12 protein-coding genes are annotated in these 13,338 nt (G+C 45.0%); 8 read left to right on the forward strand and 4 right to left on the reverse strand.

From position 1 onward, the window contains the following. Positions 1–9: 9 nt before the first annotated feature. Genes kdsA through ACFPFU_RS00090 form a run of 3 tightly spaced genes read right to left on the reverse strand, consistent with a single transcriptional unit; the run spans position 10 to position 2,966 of the window. Positions 10–855, reverse strand: coding sequence for a 3-deoxy-8-phosphooctulonate synthase (gene kdsA, locus ACFPFU_RS00080; RefSeq protein ID WP_377060282.1), 846 nt, complete (start codon positions 853–855; stop codon positions 10–12). A gap of 24 nt (positions 856–879) precedes the next feature. Further along, entirely contained in the window at positions 880–1,428 is a 549-nt protein-coding gene (locus tag ACFPFU_RS00085) for a KdsC family phosphatase (RefSeq protein WP_377060284.1), read from the reverse strand. Beyond that, positions 1,425–2,966 carry a GNAT family N-acetyltransferase gene (locus ACFPFU_RS00090; protein ID WP_377060286.1) on the reverse strand — a complete coding sequence of 514 codons (1,542 nt, stop codon included), beginning with the start codon at positions 2,964–2,966 and terminating at the stop codon, positions 1,425–1,427. Before ACFPFU_RS00090 ends, ACFPFU_RS00085 begins: the two co-directional genes overlap by 4 nt. 215 nt (positions 2,967–3,181) lie before the next feature. Here ACFPFU_RS00090 and ACFPFU_RS00095 point away from each other — a divergent pair, with 215 nt between their 5' ends. The 8 genes from ACFPFU_RS00095 (at position 3,182) to ACFPFU_RS00130 (ending at position 12,139) form a co-directional block, all read left to right on the forward strand. Then, entirely contained in the window at positions 3,182–4,087 is a 906-nt protein-coding gene (locus ACFPFU_RS00095) for a mechanosensitive ion channel family protein (RefSeq protein ID WP_377060287.1), read from the forward strand. A gap of 86 nt (positions 4,088–4,173) precedes the next feature. Next, on the forward strand, positions 4,174–5,118 hold the full coding sequence (locus tag ACFPFU_RS00100) for a hypothetical protein (RefSeq protein WP_377060289.1): 945 nt from the start codon (positions 4,174–4,176) through the stop codon (positions 5,116–5,118). Between the two features lie 123 nt (positions 5,119–5,241). Then, positions 5,242–8,016, forward strand: a complete 2,775-nt coding sequence (gene leuS / locus ACFPFU_RS00105; RefSeq protein WP_377060290.1) for a leucine--tRNA ligase — start codon at positions 5,242–5,244, stop codon at positions 8,014–8,016. Between the two features lie 43 nt (positions 8,017–8,059). Next, entirely contained in the window at positions 8,060–8,374 is a 315-nt protein-coding gene (locus tag ACFPFU_RS00110; RefSeq protein ID WP_377060292.1) for a hypothetical protein, read from the forward strand. A gap of 658 nt (positions 8,375–9,032) precedes the next feature. Then, positions 9,033–9,236, forward strand: a complete 204-nt coding sequence (locus tag ACFPFU_RS00115) for a hypothetical protein (RefSeq protein WP_377060293.1) — start codon at positions 9,033–9,035, stop codon at positions 9,234–9,236. 196 nt (positions 9,237–9,432) lie between these two features. Next, the gene (locus tag ACFPFU_RS00120) at positions 9,433–9,855 is read left to right on the forward strand and encodes a DsrE family protein (protein ID WP_377060294.1); all 423 of its coding nucleotides are present in this window, start codon (positions 9,433–9,435) and stop codon (positions 9,853–9,855) included. An 11-nt stretch (positions 9,856–9,866) separates the two neighbouring features. Beyond that, on the forward strand, positions 9,867–11,516 hold the full coding sequence (locus tag ACFPFU_RS00125; RefSeq protein WP_377060296.1) for a bifunctional metallophosphatase/5'-nucleotidase: 1,650 nt from the start codon (positions 9,867–9,869) through the stop codon (positions 11,514–11,516). Between the two features lie 167 nt (positions 11,517–11,683). Beyond that, a complete protein-coding gene (locus ACFPFU_RS00130) occupies positions 11,684–12,139 on the forward strand; it encodes a YgaP-like transmembrane domain (RefSeq protein ID WP_377060298.1) in 456 nt (151 codons plus the stop codon). 58 nt (positions 12,140–12,197) lie between these two features. Here the strand turns inward: ACFPFU_RS00130 and ACFPFU_RS00135 are convergent, their stop codons facing one another. After that, positions 12,198–13,076 carry an SRPBCC family protein gene (locus tag ACFPFU_RS00135; protein ID WP_377060300.1) on the reverse strand — a complete coding sequence of 293 codons (879 nt, stop codon included), beginning with the start codon at positions 13,074–13,076 and terminating at the stop codon, positions 12,198–12,200. Between the last annotated feature and the right edge of the window lie 262 nt (positions 13,077–13,338).

The following is a 13,338-nucleotide window of genomic DNA, read 5'->3' on the forward strand; positions in this document are numbered from 1 at the left end:
TTTTTTTTATCATATTTTAAAACCCTTGTACTTTTCACCTAGAAGCCAGGCCTCTTTGATCATGGACAAAAATGCCTCCATCTCCGCCAAGGGTACCATATTAGGGCCGTCGCTCAGCGCCTTAGAAGGATCGGGGTGGGTCTCTATAAAGAAGCCGTCCACGCCGGCAGCCCCCGCAGCCCGGGCCAGATAGGGAGCCATTTCGCGTTGGCCGCCGCTGCTTCCCCCAAGTCCACCCGGCTGTTGCACGCTGTGGGTGACGTCAAATACCACAGGGGCAAATTGCCTCATAATAGGCAATGCCCGCATGTCTACCACTAAATTATGGTATCCCAGGCTAAAACCCCGTTCCGTGAGACAGACCTTATCATTTCCAGTCGACCTGATCTTGTCCACCGCAAAACGCATATCTTCCGGTGCCATAAATTGCCCCCGCTTTATTTTCACGGCCTTTCCGCTTTCTCCGGCGGCCAATAACAGGTCTGTTTGCCTGCAAAGAAAGGCGGGAATCTGTAAAACATCCACTACTTTAGCCACTTCCTTTATTTGACTGCTCTCATGAACGTCAGTCAACAAAGGTACATCCAGCGCCTTCCCTACCTCTTCCAGAACCCCCAAAGCCTTATCCATACCTATACTCCTAAACGATCCTGAAGAGGTGCGGTTGGCTTTGTCAAAAGACGCTTTAAAAACATACTCAAACCCGATTTGTTTCGCCAAAGTTTTCGCCCTGCTTCCTATCTCGATACAGATATCCATACTTTCTACCACGCATGGTCCTGCAAACAGCACCGGTTTATCTGCCCCCAGCACCATATTGCCGGTAATCGGCATTGTATATTCGTTTCTCTTCATTGTATATACATCAAACAGTTTTATTTATTGAATACAGGAACGGATAACGGATTCCATTTTGCCCTGGGCTAAAAGAATCAAGTCAGCCACTTCCCGGAATGCGCCTTCCCCTCCCTTCTTAGAAGTGATAAAATCGACTCTCTCGCGTACATAAGGCATGGCATCCGCGGGAGCTGCAGACAATCCCACCTTGGCCAATAAAGCAATATCAATCAAATCATCACCAATATAGGCACATTGTTCAAACCCATAGCCATAAGCCTTCACCAACTCCCGGACCATTGCAAGTTTATCCCGGACGCCATGATGGTGGAAATCCACTCCCATCTGTTCACACCTCTTTGCCGCCACAGGCACGTTCCTACCTGATATGATGCCGACCCGGATACCATGTTGCTTTAAATACGCCACGATCTGACCGTCCTTTACCTGAAACCTCTTGTATTCCACCCCCCGGTCGTCCATGATGATCCCCCCGTCGGTCATTACACCGTCCAGATCAGAAACAAGGATTTTTATCCGCTGTGCTTTCCGGACGATTTCATGGTCGATTGCTTTCAGGTATTCCGTCATCTTTTTTTCTTCCAATGTATAGAATAAAGATCCAGTCTCCGTTGTGCCAGGTTTCTTACACTGCCGGTTTTTCTCAATTTTGTCAACAGGTCAAGATCTACGTCTGCCACAATGGTGGTTTCTGTATTCAGGGAGGCTTCGGCGATAATGGCATCATGAGGAAATGAAAAATCGCAAGGCGAATAGATGGCAGCCTGAGAATGCTGGATATCCATGTTTTCTACCCGCGGCAGGTTCCCTACTGACCCTGTGATGGCCACATAACATTCGTTCTCTATCGCCCGGGATTTGGCACAGGTACTCACCCGCAGATAGGCGTTCTTGGTATCTGTCCAAAAAGGCACAAAAAGGATGTCCATTTCTTTTTCAGCCAATATCCTTCCCAACTCCGGGAATTCAACGTCGTAACATATTAAAATCCCTATCCTTCCGGCATCCGTATCGAATACTTTTATCCCATTCCCTCCTTGGAGCCCCCAATAGGCCTGCTCATCCGGGGTAATGTGCAGCTTGTATTGCTTGTCCATGGTACCGTCTCTCCTGCATAAATAACTCACATTCCGCAACTTTTTCCCGTCGTATTCGGGCATGCTCCCTGCAATGATGTTGACATTATAGGAAAGTGCAAGTTCACGCACGCGGTTAATGATTTCTTCGGTATAGTCCGCGAGGTTACGGATAGCTTCCGAGGCATCCATCTTGTTGAATTCGGCCAGGAGTGGGGCATTGAAAAACTCCGGAAAAAGACAGAAATCCGATTTATAATCCGAGACGGTATCCACAAAGAACTCCACTTGCTGCATGAGGTCATCCACGTCATTGAACCTTCTCATTTTCCATTGGACAAGCCCGAGCCTGACGATGGTTTTCTGATTGCCGATAAGCTTTTCTTCCTTCTCATAATAGATGTTGATCCACTCCAGTAAGGTCGCATAAGCACGCGAATCAGTATCCTCAGGAAGGTACTTAGTGATCACCTTTCTGACGTGAAAACCGTTGGCCAATTGAAAGGACAAAACAGGATCAAAGATCTCTTTGTTTTTTACCAATTCAATATATTTCCTCGGGGTCATTTGATCCGCATACTTGTTGTATCCCGGAATCCTTCCTCCGGCTATAATGGACCTTAAATTCAGGTTTTCGCAAAGTTCCTTTCTGGCATCATATAACCTTCTCCCCAATCTCAGCCCTCTGTATTCCTTGACAACAAAAACATCGGTACCATACAAGGTATCCCCATCGTCATCGTGGGTATTAAATTTGCCGTAACCTGTAATCTCGTCATAGGTATGGCTGTCCCCGAATTTGGAATAATCCACAATCAGACTCAGGGCCACTGCCACGACCTTGCCGTTGTCCTCTATGCATATCTGGCCCGCCGGAAAAGCATTGAGTTGGTTTTTAAACTCTTCCTTTGACCAGGCCATCCCCTGGTTTTTATAAATGGTCACCATGATCCCCCGGATATCCTCGTAATCGGAGTGCTTGATGTTCCTCAGCTTTAATCTGTGTTCTAATTCTTCCTTTTGCTTACTCATACTGCAAAATTAAACAACAATTTCCGCCCATTGGCCTAAAACATACCCCAAACCTTTATTATTCTTCACGTGAACCGGGCCAAATCCAACAAAAAACACCTGTTCCATACCTGAATACTTAAAAAGTTTCCCAATATTAAATCAAAAAATGTGCAAAAAAGTTAATTTTAAGCAAATGTAGTACAAAGAACGGGAAGAACACTGAAATCTTTGCAATGAAACAACGCCTACAGGATATTCGAGAAGGTGGTTTTAGCACATTCCTAGAACACTTCAATGATTTTCTGAACCTGAAAATCATCATGGTGGGCGAAACGAAACTGACAATCGGGTTGCTTCTCGGCCTTGCCGTCTCCATTTCTATTCTGTTCATCGCCGCGGAATTTATCCGCAGATTCCTGGCCAATCGTATTTTGACGCGGTACAAATTGGAGGTGGGCATCAGACAGTCCATTGCCACCATTATCAAATACATCCTGATCATTATTGGCTTGGGGACCATCCTCCAAAACAGTAACGTGGACCTGAGCGCCCTGGGCATTCTGGCTGGTGCCATCGGTGTGGGTATAGGTTTTGGTTTGCAAAACATCACCAATAATTTCATCAGCGGCCTCATTATCCTCTTTGAAAGGCCCATTAAAATCGGAGACCGTATTGAGGTGAATGATGTGTACGGTGATGTGATCAAGATATCCGCACGGTCCACGATGATCCTTACCAATGACAACATCTCCATCATCGTGCCCAACAGCCAGTTCATCGACAGTACCGTGGTCAACTGGTCCCATAACGACCGAAATATCCGGTTCAATATCCCTGTAGGTGTAGCGTATAAAGAGGATCCGCAAAAAATAAAAAAAATTTTATTAGAGGTTGCCAGGGAAAACAAAGGTGTACTTTCCCATCCTGCACCGGATGTATTGTTTGAGGCATACAATGACAGCAGCATCGATTTTATATTAAGAATTTGGACATCTGAATACACGAATAAGCCGAAGGTATTAAAGAGCCAGCTTTACTATGAAATTTTCAGAAGGTTCCGCGAGGAAAATGTGGAGATTCCCTATCCCCAAAGAGACCTTCATATACGCTCCGGATTGGAGAACTTTAAAACTTCCTGATTTTTTTTTAGAGGGCTTTTGCTTTATATTAGGCCGTTTAAAACCAATCGATTAAAGAGAAGAGTGATTTACATGGTTTATTTTATATGAACAAATTCATCCTGTTTTTAGCTATTTTTTGTGCTGTGGGGATATCTGGTTTGGAGGCACAAAGTATATACAGGTTCAGGTTTGAGGAACCATGGTCTTTTTCTCTTCAAATGGGCCCAACCCAATATTTCGGTGACCTTTATTCTTTATGGAGATATTATGAGGGCGTACAGCCGGATTACAATGCCGCTTTCAGTGCCCGTTATACTTTTGGCACCCGGATGAAGGCCAGAACTGATGTCACCTACTACCAGATTGCAGGCAGAGACGAAAAAGCGGACCCGCGAAGCCATCGTTTTCCCCGACACCTTAATTTCAGGGCCAGAAACTGGGAAGCCGCTTTTCTGCTTGAATATTACTACAAACCGGTGAAGCTCTACAATATCACCCGGGAATTCCTGAACCCCTATGTGTTTTTGGGAATAGGCGCCACCACGAATAATCCCTACACGAATTACCGGGGGGAATGGATACCCCTGAGACCTTATAAAACAGAAGGGGAAGCCTATCCGGGAATTGTCATGGTATTCCCTATGGGGCTGGGTTTGAAATACAAGGTCAATGTTTATATGGATTTTTTTATAGAGGGAAACTACCGTTTTACCATGACGGACTATCTTGACGATATCAGTTCATTTAATATGTCAGGGTTTTATGAAGAGCTGATCGAGGATTATGTCAGCGGCAATAACCCTGACAGACTAAGACTTTCGGTGAGACAGCCCCGGTACCTGCTAGAAAACGGGGAACCCAATGTGGACTTGATACGATCCAGCGAAGGCAAGCCCAGAAGGGGCAGTGGGGATCCCCGACTCAATGAACCCGGAGCCAAATATGACGGTTATTTTTCACTGAATTTCGGAGTGGAAATTTACTTTTCCCAGGATATCTGGGACAACTGGATTTTCAGAAACCGGGGCAGAGGGTTTAGATTTTGGTAAAAAACACACTGTTTTTTTACCATTTCCCAAATTATAGTGTTCTCGGTTTCGGCTATGGAAATGATTACGGATTATTTTTTTTAATTTTGAGACCATTTTCATCAAGTATTTATCCAAAGCAAGATGTCTGAATACAATTTTAGAGAAATAGAAGTAAAATGGCAGAAGCACTGGGAATCCTCCCGGTTGTTCAATGCCCAGGTGGATCCTCAAAAACCAAAGTTCTATTCCCTGGATATGTTCCCTTACCCTTCAGGGGCCGGGCTTCATGTGGGCCACCCCCTGGGATACATTGCCTCTGATATTGTTACCAGATTCAAGCGGCTGAAAGGATACAACGTACTCCATCCTATGGGGTATGATTCATTCGGATTGCCCGCGGAACAATATGCTATACAGACAGGGCAACACCCCGCGATCACCACCGAAGAAAACATCAAAAGATATACAGAACAGCTAAAAAACATAGGTTTTGCCTTTGATTGGGAAAAAGAGGTAAGGACCTCTGATCCCGATTATTACCGGTGGACCCAGTGGATCTTTATGCAGTTGTTTGAAAGTTACTATGACAACAAGGCCAATAAGGCCCGCCCTATCCACGATCTCGTAGCTGAGTTTGAACAACACGGCAACGTCCAAGTGGATGCGGTATGTGATGAGGAAACATCGGATTTCACGGCCGATGAATGGCATGCTTATGATGAAAAAACCAAACAGCAGGTACTGTTGCAGTACCGCCTGACTTTTCTGGCCGAAACCACCGTCAACTGGTGCCCTGCTCTGGGGACGGTGCTTTCCAATGATGAGGTGAAAGACGGGTTTTCCGAAAGAGGTGGCCACCCCGTCGAACGGAAGAAAATGATGCAATGGAACATGCGCATCACTGCCTATGCCGAAAGACTGTTGCAGGATTTGGACCCTCTCGACTGGCCAGAGCCTGTGAAAGAGATGCAACGCAATTGGATAGGAAGATCCGTGGGTGCTGAAATGGTATTTGCCATAGAGGACCACCCCCGCCAAATCAAGGTCTTCACCACGCGTATAGACACCATTTATGGCGTCACTTTTTTGGTACTTGCACCGGAGCACGAACTGGTGGAGGAACTCACCACAGCAGCGCAAAGGGAGGCTGTTCAGGAATACGTTTCCCAGGCCAAAAACAGGTCCGAAAGAGACCGGATGAGCGATGTCAAAACCATTTCAGGCACCTTTACGGGCAGCTATGCCATCAACCCATTTAACGGGGAAAGGATACCCATATGGATTGCCGATTATGTGCTTGCCGGCTATGGCACGGGGGCTGTCATGGCCGTTCCCGCCCATGATGAACGGGATTATAATTTCGCCAAATATTTTGGCCTGGAGATCCGACAGGTCATAGAAGGCAGCATGGAAGAAGGGGCCTTCCCTGGAAAAGGAGGTACCATCATGAACTCGGATTTCCTGAATGGTTTGGAGATGCAGGCAGCAATGGATAAAGCCATCGATTTTCTGGAAGAAAAGAAAATAGGCAAAGGCAAAATCCAATACAAAATGCGGGATGCCATCTTTACGCGGCAACGGTACTGGGGCGAGCCGCTGCCTGTCTATTTTAAAGACGGCCTGCCTTATTTGATGAAGGAAGAGGATCTGCCTTTGAGGCTTCCGGACATAGATAAATACCTGCCCACGGAAGACGGTGAACCGCCTTTGGGAAGGGCCAAAAACTGGATGTATAAAAGCGAAGAGGGTGAATTCCCCTTGGAATTAAGTACCATGCCGGGCTGGGCAGGATCAAGCTGGTACTTTTTCAGGTATATGGATCCCAAAAACCAAAATACATTTGTCAGCAAGGAAGCCGCCGGGTATTGGGGCGCGGTGGACCTGTACATAGGCGGGGCCGAACATGCTACCGGACACCTGCTTTATTCCCGTTTTTGGACCAAATTCCTTTATGACCGGGGCTTCGTCCCTATCAATGAGCCTTTTCGCAAAATGATCAACCAGGGCATGATACAGGGCCGATCCAATTTTGTGTACAGGGTCAAAGGAAGCAATACTTTTGTCTCTTATAACCTTGCCGACCAGTACGATACTTCTGCCATGCACGTGGATGTTAACCTCGTACATCACGACCAGTTGGACCTCGCGGCTTTTAAACAGTGGCGTCCGGACCTGGCTGATGCAGCATTTATCCTGGAAGACGGGAAGTATATCTGCGGGTCGGAAGTTGAAAAGATGTCGAAGTCCAAATACAATGTAGTAAATCCGGATGATGTGATCGACCGGTATGGCGCGGACACGCTCAGGTTATACGAAATGTTTTTGGGACCCTTGGAGCAGTTCAAACCCTGGAACACCAACGGTATTGACGGCGTTTTTAAATTCCTGAAAAAACTGTGGCGGTTGTTTTATGATAACCGGGGTAATTGGAATATATCCGATGCAAAAGCCGGCAAAGAGGAGCTTAAGTCACTACACAAAGCCATAAAAAAAGTGGAAGAGGACATTGAAAGGCATTCCTTTAACACCTCTGTCTCCACTTTTATGATCTGCGTGAACGAGCTTTCCGCGTTAAAATGTAACAAAAGGGAAATACTCGAACCTTTTCTGATCATTCTCTCCCCCTATGCGCCACATATAGCAGAAGAGTTATGGGAAAAACTGGGACACACGACTTCCATCATTCAGGCAACCTACCCACGGGCGGACGAAAAATACCTTACCGAAGAGTCTCATGAGTACCCTGTTTCCATCAACGGCAAAATGCGGGCAAAAGTAAGCTTACCCCTTGACTTGTCCAGAGAGGAAATAGAAAAGCGTGCATTGGAACATGAAGCTTTGCAAAAATGGATTGACGGAAAAACCCCGAAAAAGGTAATTGTAGTACCTGGAAAAATCGTCAACATCGTTTTATAACACAATCACCCCGGCGGTATGCCGGGGCTTATTTCCTCTCTCTATGATCAACAGGCTTATCATCAGTTTGGCCAGTATATTGAGTTCGCTGGTGTTGGCCTATGCCCATCTGAAGGAAGGGTGGAAAATAAGGAACGGCCTGGATCCGGATAATGCTGAAATCCCCGAAAATATCCATATCCTTTCCACAACCGGTGTCATTACAGAAACAGCTGCCTTCGTATTTGGATTTCTGTTTTTAATTATCGGCCTGCTGGCCATCCTATTTTCTTGGCTAAAATACTGGCACGCCGTATTTTTTTGTTTTGTAGCAGCCATGCTGGCCATTTGGGTCAGGGTAATGGTGGGAGCAGGTTAATCGAAACCTTACGTGACATAAGTCACAGTTTGTTTTGCCCATATTTGTTAACATTGCATTTCAAGTGAATTCAAAAACCCACATATCGCTTATATTTGCAGTATTGTTTCTGGGAAAACTTTTGGCCTTAGATACCCATCTCCTAAGCGGGATTTATGGCAATGAGGCCATTTCCATAGTAAAGCCTTTTTGTAAAAAGAAGATTGTGTCCCACGAAACAGAAAATTTCAATGAGACACCCGACACTGTCTCAATTGAGGTTAAAAGTTTTTGTACTCCCTTATTTTCCCCAGAGATTAAGAAGGAAAAACCGACTCCCACTGAATTCAGCAATTCTTACCACCAGTATCAATGCGCAACCATTGCTGCAATTATAGAATACAACCCCCCACCTCCCCAACTTTAATTTTTTCAACTTTATCAATTATTCCGCTTGCCCTTCTGGTCAGGCTTGCAGCCAAAGATCCATTCAGGTTAAGGGGAACAAGTGGTATATAAAATCACATTCTTATGCAGAGCATGGTGAAAACGTCACACGCTGGCATGCCCCGATACCTATTGGGAAAACATGCGAGGTTCTCCCGAATCAGGTTCCCCGAAAACAGTTCGGGGCAGGCTGGGACAGGCTATGTGGACGTTAAAAAACAATTATAAACACATGAAGCACACCTCAATCAGCCTCTTATCGATAAGCATACTCCGGATAATGTTAAGCTGCATATTTTTGGTGGCAGGTTCTAGCCACCTGTTCAATGTGGAAAAAACAGTCCACAGAATAGATAAGGCCAAATTCAAAGGTATTGCCCACCTCTTTGGTGACACCAATTTCTGGTCATCGCATCCGGAACAGGTATGTTGGTAGCAGGTCTCAGTTTAATGATTGACTTTAAAACCAAATGGGCTGCAGCGGTCCGGGCCTTAATCCTCATTCCTATCACACTTACAATTCAAGTAGGATCGGTGTCGACAATGGGTCCCCTGTTCAAGAATATAGCCATTATGGGAGGCTTATTATTCTTCATTATAAACGATTTTGAAAACTCCAATAAAACTAAACCATGAAAAACTTATTTGTAATCAGTATGGCCCTCTTCCTGTTCGTTCTCAATCATTCGGGCAAAGCACAAACACAGGAGCAATATGAACACTATAACTATCTGGTCCTTACCAAACAAATTCAGCAGTTACAACCTATCATTTTAACCGCAGAGGCCTTAGCGACAGAAGATGGTCCGGGATTTGGGGATTTTCAAGTTGTTATCTGTGGCCAAACCGTCAATGAGTTGACTGATAAGCCTATGATGAAAAAATTCACCGATAAAGCTGAGCAGTCAAACATACAATTAGTGATCTGCGGATTTTCCCTGGAAAAATTTGAAGTGGATCGGGATGAACTGCCTGAGGGATTGGAAATTGTGGAAAACGGAATTTTATACAGTTTTCAGCTTCAGAAAAAAGGTTACCTAAGCATTGAATTGTAAAGAAACGAAAAATGAAATCAAGTAAAAATAAGATAATACTGTTGTTGATCCTATGGGGATGGGGTGTATTCACGAGTCTTCAGATCAAAGCGGAAATCCAATCAGAGCATATGGCCAAAGACACGGTAAGTGTTACCATATTACAAACCGCGGATATCCACGGCCAATTAGACCCACATCCGGAGCTATTCTGGGAAAACGACAGCATTATATTTAAAACCAGAGGGGGGTTGGCACACATCAAGACACTCTTCGACAAAGAACGACAAAAAAATCCAGGCAGAACCCTTATTGTAGATGGAGGAGATTTGATACAAGGAAGCGGCTATGCCGCTCTTTCACAAGGCAGCATCTTCCCTGGAATCATCCGCAACATGGGATATGATTTGCTTATCCCCGGCAACTGGGAGGTAGTGTACGGGAAAGAATCAATGATGAATGTTTTGAATGCCTATGGAACCCCAGTAATCGCACAAAACATGTTTAGCGAAAAAGATGGGGATGCACTTTTTCCCGCATACTGGATAAAGGAAATTGAAGGGGTTAAAATCGGCTTTATCGGCATCAACGATCCCGATGTCCCAGAACGTCAGAACCCTTCCTTTAGCAAAGGAATGGATTTTACCGGCTTGGACAAAAATGTGGAAAAGCTAATCAAAGAGGTGAAACACCATAAAAAGGTGGATGTCCTTTTTATGGTAACCCATATCGGTATTTTCAAACAGGTGGAATTGGCCAACAGTGAAATGGCCAAAGACGTGGATTATATCCTGGGAAATGACACCCATGAGAGGGTGCGGCGACCTATAGAAGGTAAATTTGCCAAAGTCACTGAGCCGGGGGCTTTTGGCTCCTTCGTCGGAAAACTCATTTTACACCTTGTAGATGGTAAAATTGTAGGGGAAGAATATGAATTGCTGGAGGTGGACCCCGAAAAATATCCCGCCGATCCGGAAATCCATCGTCTGGTGGAGGAAGCGAAAGCTCCATACAAAGATCATCTGGAAACAGTGATTGGCTATACCGAAACGCCACTTTTCCGGTACCTCACAGTAGAAAACCCAATGGATAATATGATCACCGATGCTGCCCGATGGAAAACAGGTGCAGACATTTCAATTTCCAATGGTTTCCGGTTTGGAAATCCAATTGTCCCTGAGAATGGAGGACCCGCCCCTATCACCCGCGCCAATTTATGGAACTTGCTCCCTGTCAACGAAAAAGTGAAAATGGGGAAAGCTACCGGCAAACAAATTAGGGATTGGCTGGAAAAAGAAATGAACAATGTATTTGCCCAAGATCCATCGGAGCGGTTTGGAGGGTGGCTGGTCCGGTTTTCCGGTATGACCGTCACCTTCAACAGCCAAAAACCAGACGGAGAGCGCATCGTCTCCATAGAAGTGAGTGGTCAACCCATGCAAAACGACGAAGTTTATACGGTCTCCGCCTGTGAAAGACCAGGGGATCCACACCACATGTTGTGCAGGCTTCCGAACACCAAAGATGTCGAAGTCATGGATTATACTATTCATGATGTGGTTGAGGATTATTTGCAGGAGCACAGTCCCGTCTCTCCCGTTTTGGATGGCCGGGCCCTAAGTTTAGATTTGGAGGCCTATTCTTTTTCTAATGTACCCGGGACAGAATATGAATTCAAATAATCCAAACAACGAACGCTTTTGGAATAATTAGTCCAAAAGGCATGTTTTTACTTGATTCGTTTACAGTTACATCCATAAATTAGATGGTATTTATCAAGAAAACATTCCTTGCATGTTTTTTGAGGACAATTACACTTCATTTCAATTAACTCAAAAAACCAACTGTTATGGACCTACAAACCAATAATATTGAAGGAAGGGTAAGAAAAACCACTTCCGAAGAAGCGAATAAGGAATTCGACAGGAGAATCCTTGACTACATCCAAAGGTATAGAAACATGACGGCAAGCCAGATTTCAGGCCGTCTGCTTGATCTCAAAGAAGAATGGGATATAGAAAGGGTATTGGAAGTGAATGCGTCTTCACTGATGCTCGCCGGTGTGCTGATGGGGAAATTCGTTAATAACAAATGGTTTGCGCTTTCAGGCATTGTGGCAGGATTCTTATTGCAACACGGCTTGCAAGGGTGGTGCCCGCCGCTTCCCCTACTCAGGGCGCTGGGTGTAAGAACCCGGAGGGAAATAGATGAAGAAGTCTATGCGTTAAAAGTAATAAGAGGTGACTTTGACAAAATAACCACCAATTCACCGCCAGAGCTGATTTTGGAAACCCTGAGAAGTTAAAGGCCAAAAAATTGCCGGAGGTACCGAAAAACATACCGGTACTTCCGGCATTCATCATCTACTGTTCACAAATTTCCTTCAGTTTCTCAAGGGCCTTGGGCCAGGTTTCCTGAAAATAATCTTTGAATTCCCTGGTGGAATCCATGTTGACGGTCACCACTGTCTGACCATTTTCTTCCCGGAAGGTATAATTTTCCAGACCACCTGCCCAAGATTCCACTTCTGGGCCTTCGGTGATTTCCTTGCCATTATCGACAACACCGAGGTGTTCTATGGACACAAATTGGTTCGGAATGTTTTCCTTGATGCGGCTGACCATTCCGCCCATTTCCCCATTTTCGCCGGGTGCCAAAAATAAAATCTTGGAACCTTTATCCCACGAGCCTTTAAAGTGGGATCCCGGCATAAAAACCGATGTCCATTCTTCATAGCTTTTGCCTCCTAACATCGTATCGTATACCTTACCTACGGGCGCAGCAATGGTTATTTCAAACTCCAGCGGCACAAATTCGGCCATTGATTCCACATAGGATTTGAAATTGTCCAAAATGGCCTGCCAGCCAGTCCGCTGCATTTCCACGGAAAAGGTATTTTCTGCTTCAAAAACTGTGCTGACATGGGTTTCCGAACCATTCCCATCAAAATCCACTACCACTTTTCTTTCATCATCCATGGTATAGGCTATACGTTTATGTAGTATGATTTCATCATACGTCCCTCCAAAATCAAAGCCCTGGCTTCCATCCTTGGCTTCCATCCGGGAAAGAAAGCGGCCGCCTTCGCGGAGATCATTTTCCGCACGGGGAGTATGCCAGTCATCAGAGGCCTGGTTCCAATGGATGATATGTTCAGGGTCAGTCCAAAACTGCCATACTTTTTCCACAGGCGCATTGATTGTGGCCTGAACATTGATTTTCGTTTTATCTGCTGTTTCCATGACGAATTTGGTTTAGGGTTAAATCAATATTGAATTAGATAATATCATGCAATTTATAGGCTTCCCATTACATTGAAAAGGGTCAAAAACGACATTATGGAGGGTGATTTTGAGTGGAGAAAATTACTGTGGAGCCAAAAAGACATCCGTGACGGTTTGAAGCCGGAAGAAAGTGATGGAAGAAATTTATTGCCGAAAGCCATCCCTTCCTTTTGAAACGAAAACATTCTTTTATAAAAAACGCTTTACGAAAACAACTCTA

It is taken from the genome of Negadavirga shengliensis, from assembly GCF_042652345.1.
GTDB classification, from domain to species: domain Bacteria; phylum Bacteroidota; class Bacteroidia; order Cytophagales; family Cyclobacteriaceae; genus Negadavirga; species Negadavirga shengliensis.